Source organism: Pseudomonas sp. FBCC-B35 (genome assembly GCF_059133755.1).
Genome location: NZ_CP101439.1, coordinates 3,741,540 through 3,754,852 on the forward strand (window position 1 = coordinate 3,741,540; position 13,313 = coordinate 3,754,852).

At 63.2% G+C, this 13,313-nt stretch carries 11 protein-coding genes; 4 read left to right on the plus strand and 7 right to left on the minus strand.

The genetic code is table 11. The features are described 5' to 3' along the window. Window positions 1-121: 121 nt before the first annotated feature. The 4 genes from guaA to NMB38_RS17045 all read right to left on the minus strand — a co-directional run bounded on the left by guaA (window position 122) and on the right by NMB38_RS17045 (window position 4,782). On the minus strand, window positions 122-1,699 hold the full coding sequence (gene guaA / locus NMB38_RS17030; protein ID WP_023533313.1) for a glutamine-hydrolyzing GMP synthase: 1,578 nt from the start codon (window positions 1,697-1,699) through the stop codon (window positions 122-124). A 110-nt stretch (window positions 1,700-1,809) separates the two neighbouring features. After that, complete coding sequence (guaB, locus tag NMB38_RS17035) at window positions 1,810-3,279, minus strand: IMP dehydrogenase (protein ID WP_023533362.1); 1,470 nt, start codon at window positions 3,277-3,279, stop codon at window positions 1,810-1,812. Between the two features lie 135 nt (window positions 3,280-3,414). Continuing rightward, complete coding sequence (locus NMB38_RS17040; RefSeq protein ID WP_027913795.1) at window positions 3,415-3,966, minus strand: hypothetical protein; 552 nt, start codon at window positions 3,964-3,966, stop codon at window positions 3,415-3,417. A 48-nt stretch (window positions 3,967-4,014) separates the two neighbouring features. Then, window positions 4,015-4,782 carry a sulfite exporter TauE/SafE family protein gene (locus NMB38_RS17045; protein ID WP_028687074.1) on the minus strand — a complete coding sequence of 256 codons (768 nt, stop codon included), beginning with the start codon at window positions 4,780-4,782 and terminating at the stop codon, window positions 4,015-4,017. Between the two features lie 100 nt (window positions 4,783-4,882). On the opposite strand from NMB38_RS17045, the gene NMB38_RS17050 reads away from it, so the two are divergent. From NMB38_RS17050 to leuA, 4 genes are all read left to right on the plus strand, one after another. Then, the gene (locus NMB38_RS17050) at window positions 4,883-5,818 is read left to right on the plus strand and encodes a LysR family transcriptional regulator (protein WP_081783941.1); all 936 of its coding nucleotides are present in this window, start codon (window positions 4,883-4,885) and stop codon (window positions 5,816-5,818) included. Between the two features lie 48 nt (window positions 5,819-5,866). Beyond that, a complete protein-coding gene (gene xseA, locus NMB38_RS17055) occupies window positions 5,867-7,246 on the plus strand; it encodes an exodeoxyribonuclease VII large subunit (protein ID WP_132578332.1) in 1,380 nt (459 codons plus the stop codon). A gap of 3 nt (window positions 7,247-7,249) precedes the next feature. Beyond that, window positions 7,250-8,077 (plus strand): M23 family metallopeptidase, encoded by an 828-nt coding sequence (locus NMB38_RS17060; RefSeq protein WP_027913793.1) that lies wholly within the window; start codon window positions 7,250-7,252, stop codon window positions 8,075-8,077. A gap of 406 nt (window positions 8,078-8,483) precedes the next feature. Further along, entirely contained in the window at window positions 8,484-10,157 is a 1,674-nt protein-coding gene (gene leuA / locus NMB38_RS17065) for a 2-isopropylmalate synthase (protein ID WP_023533308.1), read from the plus strand. Between the two features lie 196 nt (window positions 10,158-10,353). Here leuA and NMB38_RS17070 read toward each other — a convergent pair whose 3' ends face one another. The 3 genes from NMB38_RS17070 to zwf are packed head-to-tail and all read right to left on the minus strand — an operon-like array spanning window position 10,354 to window position 13,233. Beyond that, window positions 10,354-11,034, minus strand: coding sequence for a bifunctional 4-hydroxy-2-oxoglutarate aldolase/2-dehydro-3-deoxy-phosphogluconate aldolase (locus NMB38_RS17070; RefSeq protein WP_023533406.1), 681 nt, complete (start codon window positions 11,032-11,034; stop codon window positions 10,354-10,356). Window positions 11,035-11,051: 17 nt separating this feature from the next. Beyond that, on the minus strand, window positions 11,052-11,777 hold the full coding sequence (gene pgl, locus NMB38_RS17075) for a 6-phosphogluconolactonase (protein ID WP_371920342.1): 726 nt from the start codon (window positions 11,775-11,777) through the stop codon (window positions 11,052-11,054). Continuing rightward, the gene (zwf, locus tag NMB38_RS17080) at window positions 11,764-13,233 is read right to left on the minus strand and encodes a glucose-6-phosphate dehydrogenase (protein WP_027913791.1); all 1,470 of its coding nucleotides are present in this window, start codon (window positions 13,231-13,233) and stop codon (window positions 11,764-11,766) included. The genes pgl and zwf overlap by 14 nt, the downstream gene beginning before the upstream one ends. Window positions 13,234-13,313: the final 80 nt, after the last annotated feature.

Consider the following 13,313-nt stretch of genomic DNA (forward strand, 5'->3'; position numbering starts at 1 on the left):
CCGTGCTTGGCGATGCAGAACTCTATCCGAATTTGCCAAACGCAAAAAGCCAAAAGCCCGCAATTACGCGGGCTTCAGGGCATTTTTTGCTAGATCGTGCCGGGCTATACCGGACGCAGGATCACTCCCACTCAATCGTCGCCGGCGGCTTGCTCGACACGTCGTAGGTCACCCGCGAGATACCGTCGATCTCGTTGATGATACGGCCGCTCACGGTTTCCAGCAGTTCGTAAGGCAGATGAGCCCAACGCGCGGTCATGAAGTCCACGGTCTCGACGGCGCGCAGGGCGACGACCCAGGCGTAGCGACGGCCGTCACCGACCACACCAACCGATTTCACTGGCTGGAACACCACGAAGGCCTGGCTGGTCTTGTGGTACCAATCAGCCTTGCGCAGCTCTTCGATGAAGATATGGTCCGCGCGACGCAGAATGTCGGCGTATTCTTTCTTCACTTCACCCAGGATGCGCACACCCAGGCCCGGGCCTGGGAATGGGTGGCGGTAGACCATGTCGTAGGGCAGGCCGAGTTCAAGGCCGATCTTGCGCACTTCATCCTTGAACAGCTCACGCAGTGGTTCGACCAGCTTGAGGTTCATTTCCTCCGGCAGGCCACCGACGTTGTGGTGGGACTTGATCACGTGGGCCTTGCCACTCTTGGCGCCAGCCGATTCGATCACGTCCGGGTAGATGGTGCCCTGGGCGAGGAACTGGATGTTGGGCAGCTTGCTGGCCTCGGCATCGAAGATGTCGATGAAGGTGCGGCCGATGATCTTGCGCTTCTTCTCCGGGTCGGCTTCGCCGGCCAGGTTGTCGAGGAACTGCTGTTCAGCGTCGGCACGGATCACCTTGACGCCCATGTTCTCCTTGAACATGGCCATCACCTGGTCACCCTCGTGCAGGCGCAGCAGGCCGTTGTCGACGAAGACGCAGGTCAGCTGGTCGCCGATGGCGCGGTGCAGCAGGGCCGCGACCACCGAACTGTCCACGCCGCCGGACAGGCCGAGCAGGACGTTGGCCGATCCCACTTGCTCACGCACCTGGGCGATGGCGTCCTCGACAATGTTGGACGGGGTCCACAGGGCTTCACAGCCGCAGATGTCCTGCACGAAACGGGACAGGATGCGACCGCCCTGCTTAGTGTGGGTCACTTCCGGGTGGAACTGCACGCCGTAGTAGCCGCGTGTGTCGTCGAACATGCCGGCGATCGGGCAGCTCGGGGTGCTGGCCAGTACGTGGAAACCGGTCGGCAGCTGGGTGACCTTGTCACCGTGGCTCATCCACACGTCCAGGCCCAGTACGCCGTCGGCGTCGATATGGTCCTCGATGCCGTCGAGCAGGCGGCTCTTGCCGACCACGTCCACGCGGGCATAACCGAACTCACGCAGGTCGGACCCTTCGACCTTGCCGCCCATCTGTTCGGACATGGTCTGCATGCCGTAGCAGATGCCCAGCACAGGCACGTTCAGGTCGAACACGGCCTGGGGTGCACGGGGGCTGTTGGCTTCGTGAACCGACTCGGGGCCACCGGCGAGGATGATGCCGCGCGGGTTGAATTCGCGGATCGCTTCATCGTCCATGTCGAACGGGTGCAGTTCGCAGTACACGCCGATCTCGCGCACGCGGCGGGCGATCAGCTGGGTGTACTGGGAGCCGAAATCGAGGATGAGGATCCGGTGAGCGTGAATATCGAGGGCCATGGGGAATCTCTGATTCAGCTGCGAGCTTGAAGCTGCAAGCTGCAAGTTGATCGGGGAAAACGCAGTGGCTGCGCGAACGCAGCCACCGTCTGGAGCTTACCGCTGAGCAATCAGCCAACCCGGTAGTTGGGGGCTTCCTTGGTGATCTGCACGTCGTGAACGTGGGACTCGGCCATGCCGGCGCCCGTGATGCGTACGAATTCCGGCTTGGTGCGCATCTCTTCGATGGTGGCACTGCCGGTGTAGCCCATGGACGAACGCAGGCCGCCCATCAGCTGGTGAATGATCGCGGCCAGTGCGCCCTTGTACGGCACGCGGCCTTCGATACCTTCGGGGACCAGCTTCTCGGCACCGGCCGAGGAGTCCTGGAAGTAACGGTCGGAGGAGCCTTGCGACTGCGCCATGGCGCCCAGCGAACCCATGCCACGGTAGGCCTTGTAGGAGCGGCCCTGGAACAGTTCGACTTCGCCCGGCGCTTCTTCGGTACCGGCGAACATCGAACCCATCATCACGCAGCTGGCACCGGCGACGATGGCCTTGGACAGGTCACCGGAGAAGCGGATGCCGCCGTCGGCGATCAATGGCACACCGGTGCCTTCAAGCGCAGCGGCGACGTTGGCGATGGCGCTGATCTGCGGCACGCCGACACCGGCCACGATACGGGTGGTGCAGATCGAGCCAGGGCCGATACCGACCTTGACCGCGTCCGCGCCGGCTTCGGCCAGGGCCTTGGCAGCCGCGCCGGTGGCGATGTTGCCGCCGATCACCTGCACCTGCGGGTAGGTTTGCTTGACCCAGCGCACGCGCTCGATCACGCCCTTGGAGTGCCCGTGAGCGGTGTCGACCACGACCACGTCCACGCCAGCGGCGACCAGGGCGGCAACACGCTCGCCGGTGTCCTTGCCGGTGCCGACAGCAGCGCCAACGCGCAGACGACCCTGGTCGTCCTTGCTGGCCAATGGATAGGCCTTGGCCTTCTCGATGTCCTTGACGGTCATCATGCCCTTGAGGCTGAAGTGCTCGTCGACGATCAGCACTTTCTCGAGGCGGTGCTTGTGCAGCAGCTCGCGCACCTCGTTCTTGTCCGCGCCCTCGCGGACGGTGACCAGGCGTTCCTTGGGCGTCATCACTTCGCGGACCCTGGCGTCCAGGCGGCTTTCGAAGCGCACGTCGCGGGAGGTCACGATACCGACCAGGTCACCGTTTTCCAGCACAGGCACGCCGGAAATGTTGTTCAGGCGCGTCAGGTCGAACAGGTCACGCACGGTGGCGTCGGCCTCGATGGTGATCGGGTCCTTGACCACGCCAGCCTCGAACTTCTTGACCTTGCGCACTTCGCCGGCCTGCTGCTCGATGGTCATGTTCTTGTGGATGATGCCGATACCGCCTTCCTGGGCCATGGCGATGGCCAGGCGCGCTTCGGTGACGGTGTCCATGGCAGCGGAGACCAGCGGGATGTTCAGCTCGATGCCACGGGTCAAACGGGTCTTGAGACTGACTTCATTGGGCAGTACCTCGGAATAACCAGGTACAAGGAGAATATCGTCGAAGGTCAGGGCTTCTTGGCTGATACGCAACATCGCGGGGGCTCCCGGGCGGGAAAAATGGAAGCGCGCCATTATACTCATGCGTGCCGTGCCACTCAATGTAAATCAAGCCTGAAGTTACAAGTGGCCGTTGCTGCCCTGCGCGCTACCGCCCTGCCCGGCCGCTCGTCAGGCGAGCCGGACCTGCACCACCGCCACCGGTTGGTCCAGCCAATCGGCGAAGCTGTCGATGAACGCCTGGGTGAACCCGGCATCGCCCCAGTTGTTGAAGATGAAGCCCAGGTTGGAAAAGGCACAGGGTTGCAGGAACAGAAAGCCATTGATGTCGTCTTCGAACCCGCACAGCGGGCACGTGAAGTTGTCGCTGACCCCAGGCATCCACTCTTCCAGGCTGTCGAACAACGGCTCGCCCACTTCCCGCCGGCACTGCGGGCAGCCTGCCTCTTCCTTGAAGCCTTCGGTGGGCGTATAGATGCAGCGCTTGAGCATCACCTCAAGGCCGTTGACCGGCGCACCGAAGGGCAGTTTGTCGGGGTGCAGCGCCACCTTGCGAGCACCTGGCCCAAGGGCATGGGCCATGCGGTTGCCGGTACGCCCGCAGGTGGTCAGCTGCTCTTCCACGACCTTTTCGCGGACCAGCCAGCGCAGGATGGCGCGGGCGCGGGCCTCGTGCACCGGGACGGTGGACTGCCTGGGAACGATGATGCTTTGGGTATTCATGAGCGGGACAAGCCTTGGATCGGGTAGTCGGCCAATTCTACCCCCTGCTCAAGCGCTCACATAGCGAGCGATGAGCGCCAGGCCGCTGGCCAGCACCAACCAGGTGACCAGCCGCACGAAGACCTCGCGTGACAGCCTGTGCGCGAGCCTGCGCCCAGCCCACAGGCCGATGACCATCACCGGCAACAGGCAGGCCGCCATCAGCAGCAGTTGTCGATCGGCGTAGACACCGGCGACCAGGAACAGCGTCAGGCGCACCAGGGTGCTGCAACTGATCAACGCGCTCTGGGTGGCGCGCACCTGCGCCTTGTCGGGCAGGCGAGCGCTCAGGTAAAGGGCGTAGAGAAAGCCGCCACTGCCGAACAAGGCCCCGAACAGCCCGCCCACAGTGCCCATTGGTGCCGCCCACCACCCGGCAAGCGAGGCCGGGCGTACCTTCAGCGCCAGGCTGTAGAGCGCATAGGCGGTGATGAACAGCCCCATCAGCAGCATCAGCAGGTCCGATTTGAGCTGCAGCAGGAACACAACGCCCAGGGTGCACCCCAGCGCCATGAACGGCAGCAGGCGCAGCAATTCGCGCCGTATCACATCGCGCCGCGAGGGCAGCAGGTTGCCGAACGCCGCCACGAAATCGAGCAACACCAGCAAGGGAATGATCTGCGACAGCGGCATGAAATGGATCAGCACCGGGCCTGCCACCAACGCCGTGCCGAAGCCGGCGATGCCGAACACCACATAGGCCGCCGCGATACCCAGCACGATGGGTAGCCAGTCAAGCACCGAGAACGGTAGTGCTATGGCGAAGTCAGCAAGCATCGGCGCATTGTCCTTGAAGGTTCAGCGCACCATAACCAAACCCGTGTCATGCCGGCTAATATGCAATCTCGCCTTGATCCATCTCGAAATGGCATCGCTCATGATCTCGACCCGTCAGTTACGTTACTTCGTGGAAATTGCCGAATGTGGCAGCTTCAGTGCTGCGGCCGAACGGCTGTATGTCGCCCAGTCCGCCCTCAGCCGCCAGGTGCGCGAGCTTGAACTGCAGCTGGACACGGCGTTGTTCGAACGCACGGCCAGGTTGCCTCGCCTGACCGATGCGGGCCGGGCGTTCCTGCCGCGTGCGCGCAACCTGCTGCTGGACCTGGACAAGGCTGGCGAGCTGGCCCGAGCCGTTGGCCAGGGCCTGCGCGGCAGCCTGAACATCAGCCACTCCAGCACGGTGCCGCTGACCGGTCGGTTGCTTGAGCACTTGGGTGAGTACTTGCGGACCAACCCAGGCGTGAGCATGGAGATCGCCCAGCTGTCCTCCGAAGGGCAGCTTGCAGCCCTGGCCGAAGGTCGCCTGGACATCGGGTTGCTGAGACTGCCGGTGCTGCGTCAGCACGATGGGTTGTGCGTCGAGCCGCTGTTCGAAGAGCCCCTGCTGCTGGCGCTTGCCCCTACCCATGAGCTGGCAGCGCGCGATTGCATCGCCTTGGCGGAGCTTTCGAGCCAGCCGTTCATCTCCATTCCCCACCACCAACGCGGTGGCCTGAGCTATCTGTCTGCCGAGCTGTGCATGGCGGCGGGGTTCTTTCCCCAGCCTGCGCGGGTGGTGTCGCGCAAGACCACGCAGTTGCAGCTGATCCAGGCGGGGTTCGGGGTGGCTTTGCTGCCACGCTGCATGCAGGACATCGCCCCTCCTGCGCTGCGGTTCATCCCGCTGACGGACCCCGGCTGCGTCAGCACCGTCGCCATCGCTCACCGTCGCGATGCCGGGCCGCTGGTTAGCCAGTTCATCGAACACATGACCTGCGCAGCTTCGGCAATCGGTACGCCAGGGCAGGCACCCGCGATCCAGGTCAGCTCCTGATCGACCGGGCACGACACCCGGCCCCCTCATCCTTTATAGTGCCTTCCCATGATCAAAGACCCTTTCGAACGCCTCGGCCTTGACCGTGATGTGCTCACCGTCAGCCAACTCAATGGCCGCGCCCGGGTGCTGCTGGAAGACGTTTTCCGCAGCGTGTGGGTGGAGGGCGAGATTTCCAACCTGGCCCGGCCGGCCTCCGGTCACATGTACTTCACCCTCAAGGACAGCGGTGCCCAGGTGCGCTGCGCCCTCTTCCGGCAGAGCGCCACGCGGGTGCGCCAGGCACTGCGTGATGGCCTGGCGGTACGGGTGCGCGGCAAGGTGTCCCTGTTCGAAGGCCGTGGCGACTATCAGCTGATCCTCGATACGGTGGAGCCTGCTGGCGATGGTGCGCTGCGCCTGGCTTTCGAGGCGCTCAAGGAAAAGCTTGGCGCCGAGGGCTTGTTCAGCACCGACAGCAAGCGCGCGCTGCCTGCGCATCCCCAGCGTATCGGCATCATCACCTCCCCCACCGGGGCCGTGATCCGCGACATCATCAGTGTGTTCGCCCGTCGCGCGCCCCAGGTGGAGTTGAACCTGATCCCCACCGCCGTGCAGGGCCGCGAAGCCATCGCCCAGATCGTGCGCGCCATTCGCCTGGCCGACAGCCGCGGTTTCGACGCATTGATCCTGGCCCGCGGCGGCGGTTCGCTGGAGGACCTGTGGTGCTTCAACGAGGAAGCCGTGGCGCGCGCCGTGGCCGCGTGCAAGACGCCGATCGTGAGCGCCGTGGGCCATGAAACCGACGTGTCGATCAGCGACTTCGTAGCCGACGTGCGTGCCCCTACCCCGTCTGCTGCGGCCGAGCTGCTTGCCCCCGACAGCAGCGGGTTGCAGCATCGCCTGGACGGCCTGCAACGGCGGCTGACCCTGCGCATGCAGAACCGGTTGGTGCATGATCGCCTGCGCCTGGAGTCGCTGATTCGCCGCTTGCGCCATCCGGGCGAACGCCTGCGTCAGCAGGCTCAGCGCCTTGATGACCTGGACATGCGCCTGCGCCGTGCCTTCCTGCACAACCTCAATCAGCGCCGCGAGCGCTTGGTGCGCCTGGAGACGCGCCTGGCTGCGCAACATCCCGGGCGCACCCTGGCCCTGCTGGGCCAGCGCCTGGACAGCCTGGCCGAGCGACTGCCACGGGCCATGCGCGACGTGCTCAAGGACCGGCGCCAGCGCTTCCAGGCCCAGCTACAGACCCTGCAGATCGTCAGCCCCCTGGCGACGCTGGCGCGCGGCTACAGCATTCTGCTCGACGAACAAGGCCAGGCCATCCGCAGCGCCGAACAGACGCGCAACGGCCAGCGCCTCACCGCACGCCTCAACGTAGGCGAGCTGCAGGTGCGGGTCGAAGATAACCACCTGACTCCGGTCACGCTCTCACTTCTGGATTGACCCATGCCCCGCTTGCTCGCGTCACTGCTCGCCCTCGCCTTCACCGTCCTGAGCGCCACAGCCCAGGCCAGCTACATCACCCGCACGCTGAACAAGCCGGTGCCCGGCGGCGTTGCAGTGGTCGACCTGGGGCCGGCAGCCAGTGCCCCCAGCGCACGCTTCGATGGCAAGCCGGTGCTGGTGGTCAAGGAACAGGACAACTGGTTGGCCATCGTCGGTATCCCCCTGACCCAGAAGCCTGGGCAGGCGGTGGTGCAGCAAGGCAGCCGAAGCCTGCCCTTCACCGTGGGCCACAAGCAGTACCCCGAACAGCGCATCACCTTGAAGAACACCCGCCAGGTCAACCCCAATCCGGCCGACCTCAAGCGCATCGATCGCGAACTGGCCGAGCAGATCAAGGCCTACCGCAGCTTCAGCCCGGCATTGCCAAGCAACCTGATCCTCGACAAGCCGGTCAATGGGCCGCTGTCGAGCAAGTTCGGCGTGCGCCGGTTCTTCAATGGTGAAGAGCGCAACCCCCATGCGGGCCTGGATTTCGCCGTACCAGCGGGTACGCCGATCAAGACGCCAGCCAATGGCAAGGTGATTCTGGTAGGCGATTATTTTTTCAATGGCCGCACGGTGTTCGTCGACCACGGGCAGGGCTTCATCAGCATGTTCTGCCATATGTCCAGGATCGACGTGCAGAACGGGCAGCAGCTGCGTCGTGGCGATGTGGTTGGGCGCGTTGGCTCAACGGGGCGCGCGACCGGGCCGCACATGCACTGGAACGTCAGCCTGAACGATGCGCGTGTTGACCCGGCGATCTTCATCGGTGCCTTTCAGCCCTGAGGCAGGGCTGACTCTGCGTCGATAGACCCTTGAGCCGCCCGACGAAACGGGCGGCGATTGCCGGGCCAACGCAGATCTGAAGCCCTTCTGAACGGTTGACACACCATTGCGCCAAAGAAAAATACTGCGCAACAGATGCAAAGCATTCAAATGCTAGCCACAAGAAAATCTCGCAATAGCGCTTTTTTTGAGCATTTCTCTCAATTTTTTTTCAACGCTTGCCAACCCTCAGCCCACTGGTTAGGGTTGAGGCCATGAAAACCTTCAGCACCCTCATCTTGCTCCGACAACATCGCAGCCTCTGCCTGGTCAGCGCTCGACTACCAGGCTGAATCGCGTCGCCTCGCCCCCACCTCGTTACTGCTCGGCAGGCCCGATCTCGGCCGCACATAAAAGGATTGCTTCCATGACCATGCTCAAAGACCCTTCGAAGAAATACCGCGCCTTTCCCACCATCGACCTGCCCGACCGTACCTGGCCGTCCAAGACCATCACCGAGGCGCCCATCTGGTGCAGCTCGGACCTGCGGGACGGTAACCAGTCGCTGATCGAGCCGATGGATGCGGAGAAGAAGCTGCGGTTCTGGAAGACCTTGGTGCAAGTGGGCGTGAAGGAAATTGAAGCCTCCTTCCCTTCGGCCTCGCAAACCGACTTCGACTTCGTCCGCACCTTGATCGAAGACGGTCATATTCCAGAGGACACCACCATCCAGGTGCTGACCCAGGCGCGTGAAGACCTGATTGCCCGTACCTTCGAGTCCCTGCGCGGCGCCAAGAAGGCCATCGTTCACCTGTACAACGCCACCTGCCCGGCTTTCCGCCGCATCGTCTTCAACCAGGACAAGCAGGGCGTGAAGGACATCGCGGTAAACGCGGCCAAGCTGTTCGTCAAATACGCCGCACAGCAGCCGGACACGCACTGGACATTCCAGTACTCGCCCGAAACCTTCAGCGCTACCGAGATGGAATTTGCCAAGGAAGTGTGCGATGCGGTCATCGAGGTGTGGAACCCTACACCCGAGCACAAGATCATCCTCAACCTGCCGGCTACCGTCGAAGTCGCCACGCCCAACGTGTACGCCGACCAGATCGAATGGTTCTGCCGCCACATCAACCGCCGTGACAGCGTGATCATCAGCCTGCACTGCCACAACGACCGGGGAACCGGCATCGCCGCGACCGAGCTGGGCCTGATGGCCGGCGCCGACCGTGCCGAGGGCTGCCTGTTCGGCAATGGTGAGCGTACCGGCAACGTCGACCTGGTGACGCTGGCCTTGAACCTGTACACCCAGGGCATCGATCCGGGCCTGGATTTCTCCGATATCGACGGTGTGCGCAAGGTCGTCGAAGAATGCAACCAGCTGCCGGTACACCCGCGCCACCCGTACGTAGGCGACCTGGTGCACACAGCCTTCTCCGGCTCGCACCAGGATGCCATTCGCAAGGGCCTGGCCAAGCAGCAGGAAGGCGAGTTGTGGGAAGTTCCGTACCTGCCGATCGACCCGGCCGATATCGGCCGTAGCTACGAGGCCGTGATTCGCGTCAACAGCCAGTCCGGCAAAGGCGGCATCACCTACCTGCTCGAGCAGGAATACGGCATCAGCCTGCCGCGCCGCATGCAAATCGAGTTCAGCCAGGTTGTGCAGGGCGAAACCGACCGCCTGGGCCTGGAAATGACGGCGCAGCAGATCTACAGCTTGCTGCACAAGGAATACTTGCAAGCCAATGCGCCATACGCGCTGGTCAGCCATCGCCTGCAGGAAGAAAACGGCCACAGTGCCGTGGAAGTGGAAGTCGCTGGCGAAGGCGAGACCACGCTGCACTGGCGCGGCAAGGGCAATGGCGCCCTGGAAGCCCTGGTTGCCGGCCTGCCGGTTGCCGTCGAAATCATGGACTACAACGAACATGCCATCGGCGCCGGCACCAACGCCAAGGCAGCGGCCTACATCGAGCTGCGTGTAGCCGGCGGGCGTCCTGTGCACGGTGTGGGTATCGATGAAAACATCACCACAGCCAGCTTCAAGGCCCTGTTCAGCGCGCTGAACCGCTCGCTGAGCCAGCAAGAGGCCAAGGCGGCCTGAGTGCTGTCAGGGAGAAAGCGGCCTCTTTAGCCGATGTTGTTGACTCGGGATTGTTGGGGCCGCTTTGCGGCCCCAACGTTCTAAAGGCACACTTACCTCTACCGTCTACGCGCTCACCACCCGCAAGCGGCAAACGGCAGGCAAAAAAATGGGCGCCGACCAAGCGCCCAAAAAGCCGTAAAGCACACAACGAAATTCAGTGACCGTCCACCAGCGCCATGGCCTCGGCACTGCAGGCCTCGATGCGAGCCCAGTCGCCATTCTTGATCCAGCTGCTGTCGAGCATCCAGGTGCCGCCTACACACATCACATTGGCCAAGGCCATGTAATTGCGCACGTTGGCCGGGTTGACGCCGCCGGTGGGGCAGAAACGGATATCGCCAAACGGGCCTGCAAAGGCTTTGATCGCCGCCACGCCACCGCTGATTTCGGCGGGGAACAGCTTGAAACGGCGGTAGCCCAGCGCGTAGCCCATCATGATTTCGGACGGGGTGCTGATACCCGGCAGCAATGGGATTTCGCTCTCCACACCTGCTTGGAGCACATCCTGGGTAATGCCGGGCGTGACGACGAACTGGGCGCCAGCGGCCTCGACGGCTGCAAACATGGCGCGATCGAGCACCGTCCCGGCGCCTACACACAGTTCGGGGCGCTGCTCACGCAGCACTTCGATGGCCTTCAGGCCATGCTGTGAACGCAGGGTTACTTCCAGCGTGCGGATACCGCCGGCTGCCAGGGCATCGGCCAGTGGCAGGATGTCCTGTTCGCGGGCGATGGTGATCACCGGCAGGATGCGCGCCGCTTCGCAGATGGCGTCGACCCGCGCGGCCTTGTCGGCCATCGAGAGCTTGGGCTGTGGACGTTCGAGGGTGATCATTGCTGTGGATCCTTGGCTCATGGGCACCAGTAGATGTCCAGGGGTGCGTGAAGAAAAGCGCGAATGGGCATTTCGGCGAGGTCGCCATCCGCCAGCGCGGCGCGCAGGGTAGCGAGTTTGCCTGGCCCTTGCACGGACAATGCGGTGAACCCTGCCGTGGCCAGCAGCGATCGGGTCATGGAAAGACGCTGATGGGGAACGGTTGGCGCCATTAGCGGTAGGCAACGGCGGGGATTGTTTGGATCAAGGCCCTCGGCCAAGTTGGGACTGGCTGGGAACAGCGAGGCCGTATGGCCATCGTCACCCATACCCAGTACCAGCACGTCGATGGGCGGCAGATCGGCCAGGGCGCGATCGGCCTGCTCTGCAGCTTCTTCCAGCGAAGGCGCTTGCTGGTACAAGCCAATGAAGCGCGCTTGGGCGGCCTGCCCTGTGAGCAGGTGCCGGGCCAACAGGCCGGCATTGCTGTCGGCGTGCTCCACCGGCACCCAGCGCTCATCGGCAAGGCTAACCGTCACCTTGCTCCAGTCCATGTCCTGCTTGGCCAGTTGCTCGAGAAAAGGCACCGGGCTGCGTCCACCAGACAGCACGACGCAGGCCTGGCCTTTAGCGTCGATGGCCGCCCGCAGGCGCTCACTCACATCCTTGGCCAATGTGTCAGCCAGGGTGCTTGCGTCGGGCAGTTGATGCACCTCGGTGCTCGTCGGAAACTGCAAGTCGGACAATGTTTCAGATGTCGCCATACCAGGCCCTCCCATCGCGGGTGATCAAAGCAATCGAGCTCATTGGCCCCCAGCTGCCCGCAGCATAGGGCTTGGGGGCGTCGCCTGTGTTGCGCCAGCCGGCAATCAGCTGGTCACACCACTTCCAGGCGTACTCGATTTCGTCCTTGCGCACGAACAGGTTCTGGTTGCCCCGCATCACTTCAAGCAGCAAGCGTTCATAGGCGTCCGGAATCCGCGCGCTACGCCAGGCGTCGGAAAAATTCAGTTGCAGCGGGCCACTGCGCAGTTGCATACCCTTGTCCAGCCCTTGCTCCTTGGTCATCACGCGCAGGGAGATACCTTCGTCCGGCTGCAGGCGAATGATCAACTTGTTGCCCACCTGCAAACGCTGTTCCGGGGCAAAGATGTAGTGCGGCGTTTCCTTGAAGTGGATGACGATCTGCGACAGCTTTTGCGGCATGCGCTTGCCGGTGCGCAGGTAGAACGGCACGCCCGACCAGCGCCAGTTGCGAATGTCGGCGCGCAGAGCGACGAAGGTCTCGGTGTCGCTCTGGCTGTTGGCGTTGTCTTCTTCAAGGTAACCCGGCACCGGCTTGCCATCGCTGTAGCCGGCAATGTACTGCCCGCGCACCACCCGCGTGCTCAACCCGTCTCCGGTGATTGGCGCCAGCGCCTTGAGCACCTTGACCTTCTCGTCGCGAATGGCGTCGGCCGACAGCTCGCTCGGCGGGTCCATGGCAATCAGGCACAGCAACTGCAACAGGTGGTTCTGGATCATGTCGCGCAACTGCCCGGCCTTGTCGAAGTAGCCCCAGCGACCCTCGATACCCACCTTCTCCGCCACCGTGATTTCCACGTGGGAGATGGAGTTCTGGTTCCATTGGGTTTCGAACAGGCTGTTGGCGAAGCGCAAGGCGATCAGGTTCTGTACCGTCTCCTTGCCCAGGTAGTGGTCGATGCGATAGACGCGGCTTTCGGGAAAGAACCGCGCCACGGCATCATTGACCCGGCGTGAGGACTCAAGGTCGTGACCGATCGGCTTCTCCAGTACCACACGGGTGCGCTCGCTCAGGCCCGCCTTGTCCAGGTTTTCGCTGATGGCACCATACACAACGGCGGCCGTGGCGAAGTAGGCGATCAGGGGATGCCCGTCAGGCACTTGCGCGGCCAGGGCCTGATAGCCTTCTGGCTGCAGAAAATCCAGGTGCTGGTAATCGAGCCTTGCCAGGAAGCGCTCGAGCGCCGGAGCCTCGATGTCGGCCTCGGGCACATGTTTGCGCAAGTGGGCTTCGATGCTGTTCAGGTGATCCTGGGCGCTGCCAGCCTCACGCGCCAGCGCCAGCAGGCGCGTCTGGGCGTGCAATAGCCCGGCGCGGTCGAGCTGGTACAGCGCAGGGAAGAGCTTGCGCAGGGCCAGGTCGCCCAGGGCGCCAAACAGGGCAAATGTGCAAGGTTCGACACTGATTGCAGCCATGATGTTGGTTCTTTCCTAAAGTTGATTTAGAAATACCGTTTTCAGTTAGGGTTTTCAAGGAAAAATGTAGTAAAAACCAT

Excerpts from the sequence above, each read along its gene's own strand:
- guaA (WP_023533313.1), bottom strand. The coding sequence starts at position 1,699 with ATGGCCCTCGATATTCACGCTCACCGGATCCTCATCCTCGATTTCGGC.
- guaB (WP_023533362.1), bottom strand. The coding sequence starts at position 3,279 with ATGTTGCGTATCAGCCAAGAAGCCCTGACCTTCGACGATATTCTCCTT.
- NMB38_RS17040 (WP_027913795.1), bottom strand. The coding sequence starts at position 3,966 with ATGAATACCCAAAGCATCATCGTTCCCAGGCAGTCCACCGTCCCGGTG.
- NMB38_RS17045 (WP_028687074.1), bottom strand. The coding sequence starts at position 4,782 with ATGCTTGCTGACTTCGCCATAGCACTACCGTTCTCGGTGCTTGACTGG.
- NMB38_RS17050 (WP_081783941.1), top strand. The coding sequence starts at position 4,883 with ATGATCTCGACCCGTCAGTTACGTTACTTCGTGGAAATTGCCGAATGT.
- xseA (WP_132578332.1), top strand. The coding sequence starts at position 5,867 with ATGATCAAAGACCCTTTCGAACGCCTCGGCCTTGACCGTGATGTGCTC.
- NMB38_RS17060 (WP_027913793.1), top strand. The coding sequence starts at position 7,250 with ATGCCCCGCTTGCTCGCGTCACTGCTCGCCCTCGCCTTCACCGTCCTG.
- leuA (WP_023533308.1), top strand. The coding sequence starts at position 8,484 with ATGACCATGCTCAAAGACCCTTCGAAGAAATACCGCGCCTTTCCCACC.
- NMB38_RS17070 (WP_023533406.1), bottom strand. The coding sequence starts at position 11,034 with ATGATCACCCTCGAACGTCCACAGCCCAAGCTCTCGATGGCCGACAAG.
- pgl (WP_371920342.1), bottom strand. The coding sequence starts at position 11,777 with ATGGCGACATCTGAAACATTGTCCGACTTGCAGTTTCCGACGAGCACC.
- zwf (WP_027913791.1), bottom strand. The coding sequence starts at position 13,233 with ATGGCTGCAATCAGTGTCGAACCTTGCACATTTGCCCTGTTTGGCGCC.